This is a genomic window from Lichenihabitans psoromatis (genome assembly GCF_004323635.1).
GTDB classification, from domain to species: Bacteria; Pseudomonadota; Alphaproteobacteria; order Rhizobiales; family Beijerinckiaceae; genus Lichenihabitans; species Lichenihabitans psoromatis.
Map to the genome: position 1 here is coordinate 3,840,786 of NZ_CP036515.1, position 19,444 is coordinate 3,860,229.

The 19,444-nt window shown below is 62.8% G+C and carries 21 protein-coding genes; 12 read left to right on the plus strand and 9 right to left on the minus strand.

What is annotated here, in order from left to right; all coding sequences use genetic code 11:
• Window positions 1-114: 114 nt before the first annotated feature.
• Window positions 115-729: a hypothetical protein gene (locus EY713_RS17915; RefSeq protein WP_131117528.1), complete on the plus strand. Its 615-nt coding sequence runs from the start codon at window positions 115-117 to the stop codon at window positions 727-729.
• A 39-nt stretch (window positions 730-768) separates the two neighbouring features.
• Here EY713_RS17915 and panB read toward each other — a convergent pair whose 3' ends face one another.
• The gene (panB, locus tag EY713_RS17920) at window positions 769-1,587 is read right to left on the minus strand and encodes a 3-methyl-2-oxobutanoate hydroxymethyltransferase (protein WP_131117531.1); all 819 of its coding nucleotides are present in this window, start codon (window positions 1,585-1,587) and stop codon (window positions 769-771) included.
• Window positions 1,584-1,895 (minus strand): hypothetical protein, encoded by a 312-nt coding sequence (locus tag EY713_RS17925; protein WP_131117534.1) that lies wholly within the window; start codon window positions 1,893-1,895, stop codon window positions 1,584-1,586. Before EY713_RS17925 ends, panB begins: the two co-directional genes overlap by 4 nt.
• 139 nt (window positions 1,896-2,034) lie before the next feature.
• Here EY713_RS17925 and EY713_RS17930 point away from each other — a divergent pair, with 139 nt between their 5' ends.
• The 11 genes from EY713_RS17930 (at window position 2,035) to queF (ending at window position 11,718) form a co-directional block, all read left to right on the plus strand.
• Complete coding sequence (locus EY713_RS17930) at window positions 2,035-2,640, plus strand: anthranilate synthase component II (protein ID WP_131117537.1); 606 nt, start codon at window positions 2,035-2,037, stop codon at window positions 2,638-2,640.
• Between the two features lie 3 nt (window positions 2,641-2,643).
• Window positions 2,644-3,663 (plus strand): anthranilate phosphoribosyltransferase, encoded by a 1,020-nt coding sequence (trpD, locus tag EY713_RS17935; RefSeq protein WP_131117539.1) that lies wholly within the window; start codon window positions 2,644-2,646, stop codon window positions 3,661-3,663.
• A 10-nt stretch (window positions 3,664-3,673) separates the two neighbouring features.
• On the plus strand, window positions 3,674-4,480 hold the full coding sequence (trpC, locus tag EY713_RS17940) for an indole-3-glycerol phosphate synthase TrpC (RefSeq protein WP_131117542.1): 807 nt from the start codon (window positions 3,674-3,676) through the stop codon (window positions 4,478-4,480).
• Window positions 4,477-4,965 (plus strand): cyclic pyranopterin monophosphate synthase MoaC, encoded by a 489-nt coding sequence (gene moaC / locus EY713_RS17945; RefSeq protein ID WP_131117546.1) that lies wholly within the window; start codon window positions 4,477-4,479, stop codon window positions 4,963-4,965. The genes trpC and moaC overlap by 4 nt, the downstream gene beginning before the upstream one ends.
• Entirely contained in the window at window positions 4,962-6,194 is a 1,233-nt protein-coding gene (locus EY713_RS17950; protein ID WP_131117549.1) for a molybdopterin molybdotransferase MoeA, read from the plus strand. The genes moaC and EY713_RS17950 overlap by 4 nt, the downstream gene beginning before the upstream one ends.
• A 150-nt stretch (window positions 6,195-6,344) precedes the next feature.
• Window positions 6,345-7,052 carry a transcriptional repressor LexA gene (lexA, locus tag EY713_RS17955; RefSeq protein WP_131117551.1) on the plus strand — a complete coding sequence of 236 codons (708 nt, stop codon included), beginning with the start codon at window positions 6,345-6,347 and terminating at the stop codon, window positions 7,050-7,052.
• Window positions 7,053-7,201: 149 nt separating this feature from the next.
• On the plus strand, window positions 7,202-7,768 hold the full coding sequence (locus EY713_RS17960; RefSeq protein ID WP_131117553.1) for an invasion associated locus B family protein: 567 nt from the start codon (window positions 7,202-7,204) through the stop codon (window positions 7,766-7,768).
• Window positions 7,769-8,077: 309 nt separating this feature from the next.
• Window positions 8,078-9,223 (plus strand): class I SAM-dependent methyltransferase, encoded by a 1,146-nt coding sequence (locus EY713_RS17965; RefSeq protein ID WP_425374321.1) that lies wholly within the window; start codon window positions 8,078-8,080, stop codon window positions 9,221-9,223.
• A 256-nt stretch (window positions 9,224-9,479) separates the two neighbouring features.
• Window positions 9,480-10,514 (plus strand): cysteine synthase A, encoded by a 1,035-nt coding sequence (locus EY713_RS17970; RefSeq protein ID WP_131117559.1) that lies wholly within the window; start codon window positions 9,480-9,482, stop codon window positions 10,512-10,514.
• Window positions 10,511-11,236 carry an alanyl-tRNA editing protein gene (locus EY713_RS17975; RefSeq protein WP_131117562.1) on the plus strand — a complete coding sequence of 242 codons (726 nt, stop codon included), beginning with the start codon at window positions 10,511-10,513 and terminating at the stop codon, window positions 11,234-11,236. Before EY713_RS17970 ends, EY713_RS17975 begins: the two co-directional genes overlap by 4 nt.
• 23 nt (window positions 11,237-11,259) lie before the next feature.
• Window positions 11,260-11,718, plus strand: a complete 459-nt coding sequence (gene queF / locus EY713_RS17980) for a preQ(1) synthase (protein ID WP_131117565.1) — start codon at window positions 11,260-11,262, stop codon at window positions 11,716-11,718.
• Here queF and EY713_RS17985 read toward each other — a convergent pair.
• The 7 genes from EY713_RS17985 to tpiA form a co-directional block, all read right to left on the minus strand.
• On the minus strand, window positions 11,700-12,665 hold the full coding sequence (locus EY713_RS17985; protein WP_165491181.1) for a lysophospholipid acyltransferase family protein: 966 nt from the start codon (window positions 12,663-12,665) through the stop codon (window positions 11,700-11,702). The genes queF and EY713_RS17985 overlap by 19 nt on opposite strands.
• A 93-nt stretch (window positions 12,666-12,758) precedes the next feature.
• Entirely contained in the window at window positions 12,759-13,598 is an 840-nt protein-coding gene (gene kdsA, locus EY713_RS17990) for a 3-deoxy-8-phosphooctulonate synthase (RefSeq protein ID WP_131117571.1), read from the minus strand.
• Window positions 13,599-13,613: 15 nt separating this feature from the next.
• Window positions 13,614-15,335, minus strand: a complete 1,722-nt coding sequence (locus tag EY713_RS17995) for a cation:proton antiporter (RefSeq protein WP_131117574.1) — start codon at window positions 15,333-15,335, stop codon at window positions 13,614-13,616.
• Between the two features lie 41 nt (window positions 15,336-15,376).
• A complete protein-coding gene (locus tag EY713_RS18000) occupies window positions 15,377-16,279 on the minus strand; it encodes a VOC family protein (RefSeq protein ID WP_131117576.1) in 903 nt (300 codons plus the stop codon).
• 9 nt (window positions 16,280-16,288) lie between these two features.
• Window positions 16,289-17,917 carry a CTP synthase gene (locus EY713_RS18005; protein ID WP_131117579.1) on the minus strand — a complete coding sequence of 543 codons (1,629 nt, stop codon included), beginning with the start codon at window positions 17,915-17,917 and terminating at the stop codon, window positions 16,289-16,291.
• A gap of 111 nt (window positions 17,918-18,028) precedes the next feature.
• The gene (gene secG / locus EY713_RS18010) at window positions 18,029-18,430 is read right to left on the minus strand and encodes a preprotein translocase subunit SecG (RefSeq protein WP_131117581.1); all 402 of its coding nucleotides are present in this window, start codon (window positions 18,428-18,430) and stop codon (window positions 18,029-18,031) included.
• 138 nt (window positions 18,431-18,568) lie between these two features.
• Window positions 18,569-19,324, minus strand: coding sequence for a triose-phosphate isomerase (gene tpiA / locus EY713_RS18015; RefSeq protein ID WP_131117584.1), 756 nt, complete (start codon window positions 19,322-19,324; stop codon window positions 18,569-18,571).
• Window positions 19,325-19,444: the final 120 nt, after the last annotated feature.

The window sequence follows — 19,444 nt, forward strand, 5'->3', positions numbered from 1 at the left end:
AACCTCAACCGAACAGATGAGGGACCTTAAGCGTTACAGCAGGGTATGAACCGTCAAGACCACAGTGAACGCGGTGCGGCACAGAGTGGGTTCGGTTCTGTGAAAGAGGTTTCGGTGAACACTCAAGCAAAATGGGGCATCGCGCTCGCTGTCCTGGTCGGCGTCGCCGACGTCGGCCTGTCTGCCGCGCAAGCGCAGGACACGACCCACCATTCCGCCCGGCATCGCCGGACTGCAACAATTACCGACGTGTCGGATGGTGATCGGCCGCTGACCATCAACCCACGCCGCCGCCACAGCTTCGGCAATCTCGGCCAAGCCAATAATGGACCTGTGGTTCAGGTCGGGCCAAATGAGATCTACGCGCCAGGCGGCTTCAAGCTGCCGGGCCGTCCGCTCAACTTCCAGGAGCGGCAGGAAGTCCGGAAAGAGGCCCGCAACCAGTTCATCCGACGCGCGACGAGCGGGATCTATGGCTACGGAATCGATGGGCTCGGCGGCTTCGGCTTTGATAACGACTCGGAGGTCGGGTATGACAATCCGAACTACGGCGGCTCCTTCAACACCTACACGGGCTATAATGGCGTGCCGTCCAACCTTGCGTTCGGACCAAGCTATGCCTTCCGCTACGTGACCGATCACGACCCGGAAGACGACGATACCGAGCGCGGCCATCCGCCTGCAGCGCCGGGCTCGGAGCCCTCGAACCCGTTCGACATCGACAACTGACGTCAACTCCTGACGCGAGCCGAGTGGCTTGCGTCAGCTTTATGCCTGGGTGAACGTCTGCTCGTCACCTGGGAAGGCGCGTGAGCGCACATCCGCCGCATAGGCCGCCACTGCCGCATCGATGGTCTCGCCCGTTTCCGCATAGCGTTTGACGAATTTCGGCGTGAAATCGGCAAACATACCGACGAGATCATCCGTCACCAGGATCTGGCCATCGCAGGCGACTGACGCCCCAATGCCTATGGTCGGAATGCTCACCTTTTGTGTGATGGTCCGCGCCAGAGGCTCAACCGTCCCCTCGATCACGACCGCGAACGCGCCGGCCTGCTGTACCGCAAGAGCGTCGTCGAGAAGCTTACGGCCTTCCTGCTCGCCCCTGCCCTGCACCCGGAACCCGCCCAGCGTATTCACCGATTGGGGCATGAGGCCGATATGCGCCATGACCGGGATGCCGCGCTGGACCAGGAATGCGATCGTTGCGCCCATTTCCGCGCCGCCTTCGAGCTTCACGGCGGAGCAGCCGCTTTCGGCCATGATCCGGGCCGCGCTTCGAAACGCTTGCTCGGGCGACGCCCCATAGCTGCCGAACGGCAGATCGACCACGACACAGGCGCGCTCCGTTCCGCGCATCACCGCAAGCCCATGATTGATCATCATGTCGAGCGTGACGCCCAGCGTCGTCGGCATGCCGTAGAGCACCATTCCGAGCGAGTCACCGACGAGGATCAGGTCGCAATGGGTATCGAGAAGGCGAGCGATCGGCGTCGAATAAGCCGTCAGCGCCACGATCGGCGTCGCCCCTTTTCGCTCGCCGATCTGACGTGGGCTGATCCGCTTTGATCGGGTTGGAGCGCTCACGCCTGCTCTCCTTGCGACGCGGGTCGCAGCAACTGGTCGCGGATCGCGGCTGCCTCTTCTGCAAGCGGGCCGCGATCGATCGGCTTGTCGGCGCGGGCATACCAATAAGCCGCATTGCTGGCATCACCCTCTCGCCGGTGAAGGTAGGCATGAACCCATGCGGCCGCAGGGCTTTCGTCATCGGCGACGCAGCGATGCGCCGCGTCCCAATCGCCTTTCCGGTCCCACCACAAGGCCAGCAGCGGAGCCGTCAATCCGTGCGGCGGGCGATCGGACGCCAGCGTGGTTTCGAATTCCGGACCTGTCATGACGTCCTCCACTCCATGATCGTCTTGTGTCCCGGTGGCCCGGCGACCGCAAGATGACGGTCGGCATCCTGCGGTGTCGCTTGACCTCCGCGTGCCGGCGTTTCACTTAACGTGTTATTCTCTGGTTCGGACATGTCCGGTGCAAAACGTCACGCTTATCGACAATTACGACAGCTTCACCTGGAACCTGTTCCACTACCTCGGTGGGCTCGGTGCGACCGTGACGGTATGGCGCAACGACGAGGTCGGTGTCGCGGACGTGATGAATGGCAAGCCGGACGCCATCGTCCTGTCGCCCGGCCCCTGCTCGCCGCGCGAAGCGGGGGTCTGCATCGATCTGATCAAGGAAGCGGGCGCCACCACGCCCATTCTCGGCGTGTGTCTCGGCCATCAGGCGATCGGTGATGCCTATGGGGCCGCTGTCACGCGTGCCGCCTCGCCGATGCATGGGAAAGTCTCCGACATCCATCACACGGGTCGGACGATCTTCCGGGGCATCAACGGTCCGTTCCGTGCCACGCGATATCACTCGCTGATCGTCGATCGTGACACGCTGCCGGGCGACTTGAGCGTGACGGCCGAGACTGGCGACGGGGTCATCATGGGCCTGTCGCATCGGGACCATCCAGTGCACGGCGTACAGTTTCATCCCGAGAGTTTCCATTCCGAGCACGGGCACCTCATCTTGAAAAACTTCCTGGATCTCGCGGTCGGCTGGAACCGCCAAAGCCAGGCCGGGCGGTAGGGCATGGATCAGTTCAAGCCCCTACTTGGCAAGGTCGCGACGGGAGCGACCTTGACGCGCCCCGAAGCCGAAACGGCTTTCAACGATATGCTCTCGGGCGAGGTCACGCCGGCGCAGATCGGCGCCTTCCTGATGGCGCTCCGCGTCCGAGGCGAGACGGTCGATGAGATCACGGGCGCCGTCACGGCCATGCGATCCAAGATGCTGGCCGTGTCGGCGCCCGACAATGCCGTCGACGTCGTCGGCACCGGCGGCGACGGAGCGGGCACCTATAACGTCTCGACGCTGGCAGCCCTGATCGTGGCAGGTTGCGGCGTTCCGGTCGCCAAACACGGTAATCGCGCCGCGTCGTCGCGTTCTGGCTCCAGCGACGTGCTGACGGCGCTCGGCGTCAAAATCGGCATCTCGGCCGCGTTGGTGTCGCGTTGTATCAACGAGGCGGGCGTCGGTTTCATGATGGCGCAAACGCATCATGCCGCGATGCGCCATGTGGGCGCGGCGAGGTCCGAACTTGGCACTCGCACCATCTTCAACCTGCTCGGCCCGCTCTCGAACCCCGCCGGCGTGAAACGTCAGTTGCTCGGCGTGTTTTCCGCCGCGTGGTTGGAGCCGCTCGCCGACGTCTTGCAGCGCCTCGGCAGTGACCGACTTTGGGTCGTGCATGGGTGGGACGGGCTTGACGAATTGACGACGACGGGGCCGAGCACGGTCGTCGAACTCATCGATGGGGCGTTCCGTCGCTTTACCGTGATGCCTGAGGAAGCGGGTCTGAGCCGCGCCACGACGGCGGATCTTCGCGGCGGCGACCCGGCCCATAATGCAGCCGCTCTGCGGGGCGTTCTCGATGGTGCGCGCAACCCCTATCGCGACATCGCGGTGTTGAACGCGGCCGCGACCTTGGTGGTGGCCGGTAAAGCCGCAACTTTGATGTCCGGCGCGGCCTTGGCCACCCAGGCTCTCGAGAGCGGCGCGGCCCGCGCGCGCCTCGACAGTTTGGTGACCCTCTCCAACAGCCCGATCTAGGATCACGATCATCACCGATATTCTCCGTAAAATTGAAGCCTACAAGCGCGACGAGATTGCGGCCGCCAAAGCCGCCGTTACGTTGGGCGAGCTCGAGCGCCGGATCGCCGAAGGGGACGCGCCGCGCGGTTTCGTTGCGGCGATCCGCGCCAAGCTGAAGCAGGGCCGCACGGCCCTTATCGCCGAGATCAAGAAGGCGAGCCCGTCCAAGGGGCTGATCCGCGCCGACTTCGACCCGCCCGCGCTGGCTCACGCCTATGCGGCCGGCGGTGCGGCCTGCCTCTCGGTTCTGACGGACGCCCCGTCCTTCTCCGGACACCCTGATTTCGTCAGGGCTGCACGATCGGCAGTGGCGTTGCCGGTGCTCCGCAAGGATTTCATGTTCGAGCCCTATCAGGTCGCGGAAGCGCGGGCCTGGGGCGCGGATTGCATTCTGATCATCCTCGCGGCGGTGTCCGATCAGGTCGCGGCAGACCTGACCGCGGCCGCCCACCATTATGGAATGGATGTGCTGGCGGAGGTTCATGATGAGGCGGAACTCGACCGCGCTCTGCGGCTGGACGCGACGCTGATTGGCGTCAACAACCGCAATCTCCGCACCTTTGAGGTGTCGCTCGCGGTTGCCGAGCGGCTCGCGCCGCATATCCCGGATGATCGGATCGCGGTGGGCGAGAGCGGCATCTTCTCGGTCGCGGACCGCCAACGCTTAGCGGTGGTGGGGATCAACACGCTGCTGGTCGGCGAAGCCCTGATGCGGCAAGACGATGTCGAGGCTGCCACCAAGGTTTTGCTGGCCGATCTTGCGGAGGCCACATGAGCACCCTGACCCATATCGAGGCGAGCGGCGATGCTCGCATGGTCGATGTCTCCGACAAGGCGCAGACATCGAGGGTCGGCGTTGCGGAAGGCCTCGTCCTCATGCTGCCTGAGACGCTCGATCTCGTGCTCAGCGGTGACGCCAAAAAGGGTGACGTTCTGGGGACCGCTCGGATCGCCGGCATCATGGCGGCCAAGAAGACGCACGACCTTATTCCGCTCTGTCATCCTCTGCCGATCACATCCGTAAAGGTCGTGCTCACGCCTGATCGGGCCCTGCCGGGCATCCGCGTCGTCGCGACCGTCAAGGTCACGGGCCAGACCGGCGTCGAAATGGAAGCCCTGACGGCTGTCAGCGTCGCCTGCCTCACGGTCTACGACATGGTGAAGGCGGCCGATCGCGCCATGCGGATCGAGGGGATCCGCCTGCTCGAAAAGTCGGGCGGGAAATCCGGCCATTATCGCGCCGGGACCGACGCCCCATGACGGCCGATGCGATGCTCAGCGTCGCCGACGCCCTCGCGGCGATTTTGTCGACCGCCCCCCAAGCCCTTCCCGAAGAAGATGTCGCATTGGCCTCGGCGCGTGGGCGCACGCTGCGACGCGATCTCCTGGCGCTCAGAACGCAGCCGCCGCTCCCGGTTTCGGCCATGGATGGCTATGCGGTTCGGGCCGCCGATCTCGCGCGTGCGCCTGTGGATCTCCGCGTGATCGGAACCAGCCAAGCCGGCCGAGCCTTCGACGGCGCGGTCCAGGCCGGGGAAGCGGTGCGGATCTTCACCGGCGCTCCCGTGCCGGACGGTGCCGATACGGTGCTGATGCAGGAAAACGCGAGCCTCCAAGGCGCAACCATGCGTGCCCTCCAGGCGGAACAGATCGGCCGCCACGTTCGGGCCGCGGGCCTCGATTTCAGCGAAGGGGATGTCGGTCTTCGGGCCGGTCGGCGCCTTGGCGCTGCGGAACTCGCCTTGGCGGCCGCCATGAATCACGCAAGCCTGCCTGTGGCTCGCCGTCCACGCGTCGCGATCTTGGCGACCGGTGACGAACTGGTGTCGCCCGGGATGGTGCCCGGCCCCTCGCAGATCGTCGCGTCCAATTCCTTTGCGCTCGCTGCCATCGTCGAGCAAGCCGGTGGATTGCCGATCGATCTCGGTATCGCGGGTGATAATTTCGAAGCCTTGAGTCGCGGCATTCGCGCCGCGAGCGACCAGCAGGCCGACCTTCTGATCACACTCGGAGGCGCCTCCGTCGGTGACCTCGATCTCGTGCAGAGCGCGCTGGTCCGGGAGGGGCTAGAGCTCGGCTTCTGGCGGGTCGCGATGCGGCCCGGCAAACCGCTGATGCACGGTAAACTCGGCGCCATGCGGGTCCTCGGCCTTCCCGGCAACCCCGTCTCGTCGATCGTTTGCGGCATCCTCTTTGTGCGACCGCTCATCCGCGCGCTCTGCGGGGACCCCGATGCGGCCGCCTCCATCGCCGAGCCGGCCCGTCTCGCGGTCGATCTGCCGGCCAACGACCGGCGCCAAGACTATGTTCGCGCAACCCTCGCGCTCCGCGCCGATGATCTGCCGCTTGCTCATCCTGCAACACTGCAGGATTCATCGATGCTCAAAGTACTGGCGGGCGCACAATGCCTGATCGTTCGTGAGCCGCATGCGCCCGCCGCTCGGGCCGGCGATCGTTGCATGATCATCCGGCACGATCGCTACCTCTAGCAACCCACGTGCAGGGCGTTGCGGCAGGTGGTTTGCGAGCGGGCCAAGCATGAACGCAGCAAGAACATTCGTGCAATTGTTCTCTTTTTGTTTTACCGTCTGGCGACGAATCGTAAGGCTCTGACGGGCCATCGCGGCCGAGGGTGACGAATGCTGACGAGCAAACAGAACGAACTTCTCCGCTTCATCCACGAACGGCTGAAGGAGCAGGGCGTGCCGCCCTCCTTTGACGAGATGAAGGAAGCCCTGGATTTGCGATCCAAGTCCGGCATCCATCGCTTGATCATGGCGCTCGAGGAACGCGGGTTCATCCGTCGTCTGCCAAACAGGGCTCGCGCCATCGAAGTGTTGAAGCTTTCGGACTCGTCGACCCCCACCGAGACAAAGCCATCGAAGTTCTCGCCGAGTGTGATCGAGGGAACGCTGGGGCGCCTGCGCCCGCGTGGATCGCACGGATCCAACCACGAAGACGTCATGGCCGTGTCGGTGCCGATGATGGGGCGTATCGCGGCCGGCACCCCGATCGCGGCTATCCAGACTCGCAGCCAGACCATCACGGTGTCGCCGGACATGTTGGCGGCCGGCGAGCATTTTGCCCTTGAGGTTCGTGGCGACTCGATGATCGAGGCTGGTATTCTCGATGCCGACACGGTCATTATCCGCCGTCAAGATTCAGCCGACACGGGCGACATCATCGTGGCGCTGGTCGACGACGAAGAGGCGACCCTGAAGCGCTTCCGTCGACGGGGCGCGTCTATCGCTCTCGAGGCCGCCAATCCGGCCTATGAGACACGAATCTTCGGCCCAGACCGCGTGAAGATCCAAGGCAAGCTGGTCAGCCTTCTCCGCCGCTACTGAGCCGTGTCTCGCAATCGCGAGGTCCGGCGGGGCGCAAAAGAGAGCCGCGCGCCGGTTATCCACGTCTTGTGTGTGTGATATCGAGCCGATAACGCTGCCCGCGACACCGGCCATCGTATTTCGGCGGCGCGTGTCACCGGGGATTGTTCATGTCTGCTCGCCTGCTGTCGATTTTTGGCCCGATTGTCGTTGTGTTGAGTTTTTCTCAGGCAGCCGCTCAGCAGAAACCAGTGACCCCGGCCGCGAAACCACTCGCACCCGTGAGTTCCGAGCCGGCGACCACATCGGCAAGCTACGGCGACTGGGTTCTCCGATGCGGGCGCATTGGCGATGGCGACCAGGCGAAGCGCGTTTGTGAAGTCGCTCAGACTATCCAATTACCCAACCAGACGGCGCCTATCGCGGAGGTTGCGGTCGGTCATCTCCCGGATGGATCCTTACACCTGACCGCCGTGCTGCCTCCGAGCGTGTCGTTTCCGAGCACGGTGGCGTTTGCCAATGCCGGCGACAAAGCTCGTGTCGATCTTCAATGGCGGCGGTGTCTCGCTGGCGGGTGTTTCGCCGACACCCCCGTCAGCGACGATCTCCTCAAGGCTTGGCGTGTCTCGACCGATGCTGGGAAGATGACGTTCAAGGATGCTGGAGGGCGTGATATCGCGTTGGCGATCTCGTTTCGCGGGCTGGCCCAAGCGCTCGACGCCTTGCCGAAATCTTAAATCCGGCCTCTCGGTTCAGGCGCAAACCTCGGCGGAACAGCCCCGTTCCTTACGGCAACTTGAAACGTGGCAATTGAGCGGCATATTTGAGGGAGGTCGAAGCCGACTATCCAGCTAGGATGCGAGCACCACGCGACGATGAACGAATCCACGAACGATCGGCGTTCACCTCTTCACAAATCTGAAGACGCCGAGTCGACTGCTCTCGCTGAAGCCGAGGCTCAATCGCAGATATCCACAGCACACGATATCGCGACTCGCGCTCGCCATTATCCGCGCTCGGCCAGAAACGCACTGGATCTCGCGCGATTGCTCGAGGTTGGGATTCTCGATGTGGTCATGCCGGATGGCCAATCGTTCCGCTTCGGCGGTCGCGTTCCTGGCCCCGCTGCCGTCATGACAATCAAGGACGCCAATTTCGCGAAGCGGTTGATCGGCGGTGGCGACATCGGCATGGCCGAATCATTTCTCCATGGCGAATGGGAGAGCCCCAACCTCACCCGGTTTCTCGAACTCTTCTGCCTCAATCGTCCGATGATCGAAAAGCTCGGCGCGCATCCGATCGTCAGGATTATCCAGGCTTACGGTCACTGGCGAAACCGGAACACCAAGGCAGGATCGAAGCGCAACATCTTCGCGCATTACGATCTCGGCAATGCTTTTTATTCCTCATGGCTCGATAAGAGCATGACCTATTCGTCGGCCTTGTTCGAGGACGCGTCGGGGCATTCCACGATGGATCTGTCGGCCGCGCAGGAAGTCAAATATCGGAATCTCGCCGATCAGGTCGGGATCGATCCAGGCCACCATATCCTTGAGATTGGATGCGGCTGGGGTGGCTTTGCCGAGTTTGCCGCCAAGTCGATCGGATGCCGCGTCACGGGCCTGACCATCAGCCAAGCCCAGCACGATTTCGCCAAGCGGCGAATCTTCGAAGCGGGTTTGAACGAAAAGGTCGAGATCAAGCTGCTCGACTATCGCGATGAGCGCGGCACCTATGACCGGATCGCGTCGATCGAGATGTTCGAAGCGGTCGGTGAGGCCTATTGGCCGAGCTACTTCACGCAATTGGCGGACCGCCTGAAGCCCAATGGGCTCGCGGGTCTTCAGGTCATCACGATCCGCGATTCACTTTTCGCGAGCTACAGACGAGAGATGGATTTCATTCGCAAATACGTGTTTCCCGGCGGCATGCTGCCCAGCCCGTCGATCATGCGCGAACTCGGCACCGCACATGGCTTTCGCCTATCGACCGAGCGCGTGTTCGGCCACGATTATGCCAAGACGCTCTCGCTTTGGCGCATAAGCTTCCGCGCGGCCTGGCCGGGGCTGTTGTCGCAGGGCTTCGACGAGCACTTTCGGCGCCTCTGGGAATATTATCTGGCCTATTGCGAGGCGGGCTTTCTGAGCGAGTTGATCGACGTCCGCCAGATGGTCTTCGCCAAAACCGCTTAAGGTCGCATCGCCTTACTCGATAACGGCGCGACGACCGTGCGGGGAGCGCTTGCGATCGCGTGACGCGGACCTTAGGTTCGCGGTTCATCGTCGGGATCTGCGCTGCTGTGTCTGAGCCGGACCTTTTTATGAAAAGGCCGACTTGGACCGATCATACCGGATTAGGGACAGACCTGCGTTTTCGACGACCAAGCCTTTCAGACGCGCGGGACACTTGCGGTCTCTGACGACGCGTCTCCAGGAGCGTGCATCACCCATGAGCATCACCAGCACCGTCATCGACGCCATCGGCAACACGCCTTTGATCAAGCTGCAGCGTGCGTCCGAGATGACGGGTTGTACGATTCTCGGCAAAGCCGAATTCATGAATCCGGGCGGTTCGGTGAAGGATCGCGCCGCCCTCGCCATGGTCCAGGATGCGGTCGCGACCGGCAGCTTGAAGCCCGGCGGCACCATCGTGGAGGGAACGGCGGGTAATACCGGCATTGGACTGGCGCTCGTCGCCAGCGCGCTTGGCTACAAAACCGTGATCGTGATCCCCAACACGCAAAGCCAGGAAAAGAAGGACGTGCTTCGCTTATCGGGCGCGGAACTCATCGAAGTTCCGGCCGTGCCCTATGCCAATCCGGACAATTACGTCAAAGTCTCTGGCCGTCTTGCCCATCGGCTCGACCAAACCCGTGAACACGGGGCAGTCTGGGCCAATCAATTCGACAATCTCGCCAATCGCCGGGGACATTTCGAGACCACCGGACCTGAAATATGGGCCGCGACGCTCGGGCAGGTCGATGGTTTCATCTGTGCGGTCGGTACCGGCGGAACGCTGGCCGGTGTCAGCATGGCGCTCAAAGCCAAAAACCCGGCTATCCAAATCGGCCTCGCGGACCCGATGGGCGCCGCCCTCTACGATTACTACACGACCGGGCAATTGCGCGCCGAAGGCTCATCGATCACGGAGGGCATCGGCCAGAACCGCATCACTCCCAACCTTGAAGGCGCGATCGTCGACCAAGCCTATCAAATCACCGATGCCGAGGCACTCGAGATCGTGTTCGATCTCGCCGAACATGAGGGCCTTCTGCTCGGAGGGTCGTCCGGCATCAACGTCGCGGGGGCGATACGGCTCGGCAAGACACTTGGACCCGGACACACGATCGTGACGATCCTGTGCGATTCGGGCTTTCGCTACGCCTCGAAACTTTACAATCCCGACTTCCTGCGGAGCAAAGGCTTGCAGGTTCCTGGCTGGCTCGAACGCGCGCCGAGCGTCACAAGCGAGGATCTCCGGTGACCCGGTTACTATTCCGCGACGATGCCGATCAACGCCACTGCGAGGCGACCATCTTGGCGATCGGCCCGGATGGCGCCATCGTGCTCGATCAAACGGTCTTCTACGCACAGGGCGGCGGGCAGCCGGGTGATCGCGGCACGTTGACGACGCGACAAGGCGAAGTGATCGCCATTCTCGATACGGTTTATGGCGAGGACAAAAGTACTGTCCTGCATCGTATCGATCCAACCCATGCCACAATGTTGACGATCGGCGAAACGGTGCGGCTTGATCTCGATTGGCCGACCCGGCATGCGCGCATGCGGATCCATACGGCTCTTCATCTGCTGACGGCCGTGCTGCCCTACCCGGTCACAGGCGGCTCGATCGGCGATGGCGAGGGACGGCTCGACTTCGACATGCCGCCGGGCGGCCCGGACCGTGACGCCATCACCGACGATCTGAATGCGCTGATCGCCAGGAACGCGGATGTGACCACGACCTGGATCACCGACCAGGAGCTTGATGCCAATCCCGGCCTCGTCAAGACCATGTCGGTCAAACCGCCGACAGGCTCGGGGCGCGTTCGGCTCGTCAAGATCGGCGACATCGACCTCCAACCTTGTGGCGGCACCCATGTGGGAAACACGCGCGAGATCGGGCCTGTCGCCGTGACCGCCATCGAGAAAAAGGGCAAACAGAACCGCCGTGTGCGGATCGCTCTTCAAAGCCCCTCCGCTTAGACCGCGACGTTCTGGATGATCGAATGACGACTCCCATCGAAACGACCCAACTCGGTCACACCGTATCGGCCCCCGCTTCACCCGCGGACGCAACCCTGGATCGGGTGCCGAACCCGCATGTCGGTACGCTTTATCTCGCGCGCTTCACAGTGCCGGAATTCACATCGCTTTGTCCGGTCACGGGCCAGCCCGATTTTGCCCATCTCGTGATCGATTACGTCGCGCGGGATTGGCTGGTCGAGTCGAAATCGCTGAAGCTGTATTTGACCTCATTCCGCAACCACGGCGCCTTTCACGAGGATTGCACCGTGGGAATCGGCAAAACCTTGGTCGAACGGCTCGACCCCGTCTGGCTGCGGATCGGCGGCTATTGGTACCCGCGCGGCGGCATCCCCATCGATGTCTTCTGGCAAACAGGCGTCCCGCCCGAAGGCCTATGGTTGCCCGACCAGGGCGTGCCGACCTATCGCGGGCGGGGCTGAGACACGCGCCCGAGTTTGCGCGCCCAGGCCGGCCGGCGAAGCTTATGGCGCTGCGTCGGCAAGCCGCGGAGTCGGTCCGCAAAGCCGCGGAGTGTCTTCGGCCGCCGGGGCGCAATATGGGCCATCGCGCTGGCATCGGCCTGCAGCGCATAGGTTTTGGCACGAAGCGCGTCCGCCAGCGTCTGGCGATCCTTGATGCCGACCAGGTCCGCGTAAGGAATGGGTGCACCAATCGCAACCGCCATCGAGGTTCCGATCCGGTTTTTGACCTCGCGAAAGATCAACGACAGGCGCAGCGTCGCGCTGAGATGGCTCGCGATCTGGAAGATGCGGCTGTTTTGTCCCATGAAGCAGATCGGCACGACCGTGGCCTTGCCGCGGTGAACGAGCTGCGACGTAAACGGCTGCCAGGGCGCGTCGATGGCAGGATGTCGCCCAAGCCGATCCGGCGCGGTCGATACCCCCCCGGCTGGGAAGATGACGACGCAGCCTCCCTTTTCGAGATGATCGCGAGCCGCAGCCCGGGATTTCAGGTTGGTCTGCATCGCCTCTTCGGTCGGCGAGAAGTCGACCGGGAGCACGAAGGACTGAACCTCAGGCGCGCGGAGCAGGACCGCATTGGTCAAAACCAGAAAGTCGCTGCGGACCTTCTCGATGAGCCACGAAATCACGATTCCGTCGAGCACGCCGTAAGGGTGGTTCGCCACGACGACGAGCGGTCCGGTTTTCGGAATAGAGGCCAGTGCCGCAGGCGAAAATTGAACATCGAGCGCCAGTCGGCGGACGGCCGAATTGAAAAAGCTTTCGCTGGCGACAGGATAGCGCCGATGTTCGAGGTAAAGCTGCTTGAGCTTGCGTTGGCCGGTCGCAGCCTCGACCATACGGATGATCTTGCGCTTCATCGCCGAAGCATCCGGATCAGCATAGCTGAAAATCAGATCGTCCATAGTCTCAACCATGACGTCGTGAGATGACGACATTGTGACCTGCCCGTGCCTGTTGGCTGCGACGACCGCGCAGACGCGCAGCCTACGGCGATGTCATTGCACCCGTTTGGCGAGAACGTCAAAGGCCTTGAGGGTTTCGAGCAGCGCCCGCATCTCGCTGAGCGGCACCATGTTGGGCCCATCTGACAGAGCTTGGTCCGGTCGGTCATGCGTTTCGATGAAGACCCCGGCCACACCGACCGCGACGGCGGCGCGCGCCAGCACCGGGACAAACTCGCGCTCGCCTCCGGAGGTCGTCCCCTGCCCACCGGGCTGTTGCACCGAATGGGTTGCGTCGAAGATGACCGGCGCCGCTGTGCTGCGCGCCATGATCGGCAGCGAGCGCATGTCGGACACCAGGGTGTTGTAGCCGAAACTCGCACCGCGTTCGGTCACCATCACGGCGTCATTGCCGGAATCCCTGATCTTGGCCACGACGTTTTTCATATCCCACGGCGCGAGAAACTGGCCTTTTTTGACATTGACGATTCGACCCGTCTTGGCTGCCGCGACGAGCAGGTCCGTCTGTCTGCACAGAAATGCTGGGATCTGCAGGATATCGACGACTTCGGCGACGGGCGCGCATTGATCGGCCGCGTGGATATCGGTCAGGACCGGCACACCGAAACGCTCCTTGATCTCGGCAAACACGGGTAAAGCTTCGTGGAGACCGACGCCCCGCGCACTGCTCGACGCGGTCCGGTTGGCTTTGTCGAACGACGCCTTGAACACAAGGCCGATCCCGAGATCGTCCGTGATGGCGACCAGCGCCTCGGCCATGTCGAGCGCGTGAGCGCGGCTTTCCATCGCGCACGGCCCAGCGATCAGGGCCAGCGGCAGATGATTGCCGAAAGCCACCGCCCGGGGACCCTGACCGGCAACGATCCTATTCATCGAAGATTCCTCTTTTTACGCAAGCACTTCATGGCGATTTTTCAGGCGACGGTCGAGATGTCCGCGCTTTTCATCCAGCAATCCGCCGTCGATGGTTTCAAGGATTTCGCAAAGCTCGGTCGACTCAGTCATGCGCGACACGAGGACATAATCAGCGCCGGCCGCGTAGAGGTCTTCGACATCGCTCAAAAGGTCGGCTGGTGCGACGATCACGGCTTTGGGATTGATGGCGCGTAATTGCCGCACAAGCCGCTCGTTTGTCGTGCCCTTTAGGAGGAAATCCGGCACGCTGCAGATCAGGACTTCGGCCTCGCCCACGCCGGCATGCACAAGCGTTTCGCGCTGGCCGATATCGCCATAGATCACCTTAATGCCGCTCGCGCTGAGCTTTTGAAAGACGACCGGGTTGAAGTCGATCACGGCGATGTCTTTCAGTGTCGCGGAGTTACGCGCCTCAAGATCGGCGATCAACGAGCTCGCGGTTCTGAAAAAGCCCAGCAGCATGATGCGCGCGCCACCATGCTGCGTCGTCTCGGCATCGCGCGGCCCAACCTGATCGAGATCCCTCAATCCGACGCGCTTGAGAAGCGGCACGAGCGTCCGAACGATCGCATTGCTGCGCCCCATCGCGAATGTGCTGATTGCTGCCAGAACCACGAAGGTGAACGACGTGGCGGCCTTGGCGTCATTGCCGATGTGACCCGAAACCACGCCGATCTGCAGAAGAACCAATGAAAACTCACTGAGTTGACTGAGATTGATTGCCGGGAGCAGGCTGGCACGCAGGCCCTGGCGGAGGGCATAGAGCGGCGGGAACGTCGTCAGGAAACGGCTCAGGATCGTGAAGGCGCCGAGAGCAAAGGCGAGGCCGAGCATGCTCATCGTCGGGATCGGAATGGTCATGCCAACCCCGACGAAAAACAGCGTCACGAAAAAGTCCCGCAGGCTCGTGACCTTCGCGGCCACGTCGAGCGCATAGGGGAAGGTCGACAGCGACACCCCGGCCACAAGAGCCCCCATCTCGCGCGAGAGGTGCAGATATTCGGCTAATTCGCTGGTGAACAGGCACCAAGCGAGGGCGCCGACCAGAACGAGTTCGGGCAACCGGGCAATGCGGTAGAATAAAAACGGCAGCACGTAGCGGCTGACCAGCAAGGCCGTGGCCACCAGCGCCCCGACACGCGCCAGCGAGATCAGGAGGACGCTGATCCGCAGATCGTTGAGGCTCGGCTGAATGGCGAGGAACAGGATGACGAACAGATCCTGAAGCACCAGGATGCCGAGCGTGACGCGGCCCGGCAACGTATCGAGTTCTCGCTTATCGTAGAGCACCTTGACGATGATGACCGTGCTGCTGAGCGATGCCGCGACGCCAAGATAGAGTGCATCCCAATGGCCGCCGCCAAGCGGCAAACCCAACATGACGAAAAACGCTACGCCGAGCGCGCAACACCCAACGATTTGCGCTGCCGCGCTGACGATGATGACCCGCCCGGAGCGGATGATCTTCTTCAGGTCGATTTCCAGCCCGATCATGAAGAGCAGAAAAATCAGCCCCAGTTCGGAGATAACCCCGATCGTTTCCTGTGAGCGAACGAAGTGGAGACCAGAAGGCCCGAGCAGAAATCCCCCGACCAGATAGGCCAGGATCACGGGTTGACCGATCAGCTGCGCCGCAACGCCGAGCGTCCAAGCCGTGACGGTGCAGAGCGCCATGTCGAACAAAAGATCATTCATCGCACCCCCACATCAGCAGCAACCGACTGGATGCCCTGTCTTCACGAGGTCGAAGCCGATCGTCCCTCATGGGACGAGGGCTCGAGCACCAGTGTAATCCCCCCGGACTCAACGGCCTCGATCGCCCAACCGTCCCGACACGCAACCGCTCGGGCTGGCGCGATCTGATCGGAGCTTGCTTCGAGTTGGGATGTTGCACAGCAGACCGCTGCGAGAAAAGGCCGAAATCCGGCCTGACGCGATCGACGTGAGAGCGTAGCGCCGAAGCGATCCTGAAACGCGTCGGGTGTCACCACCTCGAGACGACTGCCGCCGATCGGAATCAGCAGACCCCCATCCCGCCCGGCCGCGACCGAGTGATCGGAGAAGGCGCCGAGAAACGTCGCATGGTCGGCGGGGCGATCCGCCACAAAGATGACCCCGCTGATGCCAATTACGCCGTTGGCATGGCGTTGGGCGGCTGGGTTCCAAAAATTCTCTGGATAGTGCTGCTGGCAGACAAAGAAGCCGATATCCGGCATCGATGGCGCTTCGGCGAAAGCGAGGCTGAACGCGACGCGCTTGGTCGAACCATCCGCCGCTGCCGCATCGCGAGCAAAGTCGAGCCGGTGCCTGGTGCCGATTCCCAATCCGGCGAAGCGTTCCGCGTCAGCGACAGCATCGGCTGAGCCTAACACCAGCATGCCGGATGGATCTGTCGAGGTCGTCACACCGTTGAGGAAGCCCGCAAAGCGAAATGCGTCCGCTTCAGGCGACACAGGCTCCGCTTCTGGCGCGAGCCCGATCAACTCGATGAAAGCGCCCGGCACTTGGATGAGGTGGTTCTCTGTACCCCAAGGGTGGCGGTTTCGACGACCGACCGTAAAGCCCAACGCCTCGAACCGCCTTGCCTCGGCGCCGAGATCGCTGCAGGGCCAGACCACATGATCGAGCGCGCGGACCATCGCGCCGCCTCAGACGAGACGGGATTGTTCGAGCGCGGCTGCGATGAAGCTAGCGAACAGCGGATGCGGCGCGAACGGTCTCGATTTCAATTCAGGGTGATATTGAACCCCGATGAACCAGGGGTGGTCGACAAGCTCGATCGTCTCGGGCAGCAAACCGTCGGGCGACATGCCTGCGAACGACATGCCATGCTGCTCCAGCCGCTCGCGATACGCCGTATTGACCTCGTAGCGATGACGGTGACGTTCCGAAATCTCCTGCGAGCCATAGATCGCGGCGATCTTGGACCCCTCACGCAATTCAGCCTTGAAGGCTCCGAGCCGCATTGTCCCGCCGAGGTCTCCCTCGTGGACGCGCCGCTCGAGTTCGTTGCCCCGCATCCACTCGGTCATCAACCCGACGACCGGTTCGGCACAGGGACCGAATTCCGTCGAATTCGCATCCGGAACGCCGCCGAGGCTTCGGGCCGCCTCGATCACGGCCATCTGCATGCCGAAGCAAATGCCAAAATAAGGCACTTTCCGCTCCCGCGCGAACTGCGCCGCACGGATCTTCCCCTCCGCGCCGCGCTGGCCGAAACCACCTGGGACCAGAATGCCGTGGACATGATCGAGCCGCGTCGCGGGATCGTTCCCCTCGAATACCTCGGCTTCGATCCACTCGAACTTGACCTCGACGCGGTTCGCCAGACCGCCGTGCACGAGGGCCTCGTGCAACGATTTATAAGCGTCCTTCATGCCGGTATATTTGCCGACGATCGCGATCGTGACTTCGCCTTCGGGGTTCTTGACCCGCTCCATCACGGCATTCCAGCGCGTCATATTCGGCTTCGGCGCCGGCTCGATGCCGAAGGCCGTCAGCACCGCACGGTCGAGCCCAGCCGAATGATAGCCACGCGGCACGTCATAGATCGACTCGGCGTCGCGCGCCTCGATGACCGCATCTTCACGCACATTGCAGAACAGGCCGAGCTTGCGGCGCTCCTCGCTCGGGATGGTGCGATCGGTCCGGCAGAGCAAAATATCGGGCTGGATGCCGATCGACCGCAACTCTTTCACGGAATGCTGAGTCGGCTTGGTCTTCAATTCGCCGGCACTCGGGATGTACGGCAGTAGCGTCAGATGAACATAAACCGCATGACCACGCGGCAGATCGTTGCCGAGTTGCCGGATCGCCTCGAAGAACGGCAGCCCTTCAATGTCGCCGACCGTGCCGCCGATCTCGACCAGGATGAAATCGACGCCCTCGTTGCCATCGAGCACGAAATCTTTGATGGCGCCGGTCACATGCGGAATGACCTGAACGGTGCCGCCGAGGAAGTCACCGCGCCGCTCCTTGGCGATAATCTCCTGGTAGATGCGACCCGCGGTCGTGTTGTCGTCTCGCGTCGCAGGGCGGCCGGTAAACCGCTCGTAATGCCCGAGATCGAGGTCGGTTTCGGCCCCGTCATCCGTCACGAAGACCTCACCATGCTGGTAAGGGCTCATCGTGCCTGGATCGACGTTCAGATAGGGGTCAAGTTTCCGAAGCCGGACCGTGTAACCACGAGCCTGCAGCAAAGCACCGAGTGCCGCGGCCGCAAGGCCTTTTCCGAGGGAAGAGACCACGCCGCCGGTGATGAAAATATACCGCGCCATGGGAGTTCACGCTTATCCAGTTTTCAGCGGTTTGACGAGAATAAACCGCACGGGGCCGCGCAGGGCAGCCATGACCCCAGCCGTTTGGCCGAAGAACGAAACGAGGGTCGCTTACTGCGACTTCGGCGCCTCAGGCGTGGCCGGAACGGCCGGCGCGGTGGGAGCCGCGGGCGCGGTCGAATTACGTTGCTGCTCGAGCCGCTTCAACTGGTCGAGCGGGGTACCGCCCTGAACCGGAGCGGTCGTCGTGACACCCGCCGGAACGGCTGTGTCAAGGATTGATTTCGGGGCGCGATTATAGCTCGCGATGATCGAGAGCGATAAGCTGGTGACAAAAAACAAACCGGCCAGGATCGCGGTCGCGCGCGTCAAGGCATTCGCCTGTCCGCGGCCGGTCATGAAACCCCCGCCTCCACCGACCCCGAGCGCGCCACCTTCGGACCGTTGCAGAAGGACGCTGGCGACCAACGCCACAACGATCATCAGATGAAACACGATCAAAACGGTTTGCATGAAGGAGCTCGAAACGCAGGCCTGCCCGCAACGGACGCACGAAGCGCCCCGTTACGATGACGGAGGTGTCGGCGCGGGTTTTACACGATGGCACCCGCTAAGCAAACAATTCCGAGCCGAAGCCGGCTGCGCTAGCCGTCAGGCATAGACCGAGGCGATGGCCAGAAAATCTTTTGCCTTGAGGCTCGCGCCGCCAATGAGCGCGCCATCCACGTTATCGATCCCCATCAGGCTCTCGGCATTGTCGGGCTTTACCGATCCGCCATAGAGAATGCGAAGCGCGTCACCTCCATGCGGCAGCAACGCTTTAAGTTGGGCGCGGAAGAAGGCATGCATCGCCGCAACGTCATCGACGGTCGGGACAAGCCCTGTGCCGATCGCCCACACCGGTTCGTAGGCCAGGACGGTGTTGTCGGGTGTGGCGCCGGGCGGCAACGAGCCTTCGAGCTGTGCGCCGCAGATCTCGAGAGCGTCGCCAGCGTCGCGCTGCGGACGGGTCTCGCCGACGCAGATGATTGCGGTCAGGCCGGCGCGATACGCCGCTTCCGCCTTGGCACGAACCACGGCGTTGGTCTCACCATGGTCGGCACGACGCTCGGAATGCCCGACGATCACGAGGCTCGCGCCCGAGTCGCGGAGCATCTCAGCCGCGAGATCGCCCGTGTGGGCGCCGAACGTCTCGGCAGAGCAGTCCTGGCCGCCGACGAGAAGATGCTGACCCGCGATTTCGGCGCCACGCGCTAGCAGCGTCGCGGGCAGGCAGATGGCACAGGCAGCGGTCCCGGCGGCACCTCCGGCAACCCCCTCGGCGATCGCCTTCAGCTCCGCCAAGGACGCCGAAACGCCGTTCATCTTCCAATTTCCGGCCACAAGTGCGTTGCGCGAGATCGCCATGGTTCCGTCCTGATCCTCCGTCATATTTTTTGGCCGCGATCGCAGCGGCTTAGTCCGACGCAACGCAACTTTATGCAAACAGCAGCTATCCGGCTCGCAAGCCGCCCGCAAGAGTGCAAC